Raw genomic sequence first — 655 nt, 5'->3', positions numbered from 1 at the left:
AACGAATGCACGATCCAACAATTCGGTACTAGGTCTTGCTTTAGCAGCTTTAAGTTTTTTCTCAATAATTTTTTCCACTGATTTTTGCAAATCAATATCAATTGTTAATACAAGATCTTTCCCCGCTTTGCCTTCAGATACCGTTTTTGTTCCCGTGACATTGCCTTTTGAATCTGTGATATTTTCGACTTTTGCTTTTTGGCCCTGCAGAAGGCTTTCGTATTGGTATTCCAGATAGCTTTTTCCGACCCTGTCATTTCGGCTGTAGCCAAGCGACAGGTAATGGTCGAGCAAGTTGGACGGCAATCCTTCATCAGAGCTGGAAACACTCCCGAGCACTGAGCGAAGAAGGTTTTTATATGGATATTCACGTTCCCAATCGGACGTGACATCAACTCCAGGCAGTTCGTCTAAATGTTCACTTACCACTGCCATTTCCTTCGCTGATACATCCTCATTTTTAATATATTGAGGGGTCAAAGCATAGCCTGAATCCATACGCCTTTTGATAGCAAGGATCTGCATATCTTTATCCGTCAATTCCTTCAGCTGCTTATCAGTAATCCGTTTTAGCTGAAGCTGGTATAAATCGTCATCGGATATTTTTTTGTCTTCAACCTGCTGTCTTTCTTTAGAGCTAATGAGCTTTTTCGCT

At 41.2% G+C, this 655-nt stretch carries 1 pseudogene; it reads right to left on the bottom strand.

Annotated elements, in window-relative coordinates:
- A pseudogene (gene pbpA / locus ACWHAR_RS28150) lies at positions 1–655 on the bottom strand (penicillin-binding protein 2A); the annotation flags it as partial.

The sequence above is a fragment of the Bacillus sp. LR--39 genome, assembly GCF_053613335.1.
The sequence above is the reverse complement of the archived record's forward strand: the minus strand, read 5'-3'. Positions and strand labels throughout refer to the sequence as shown.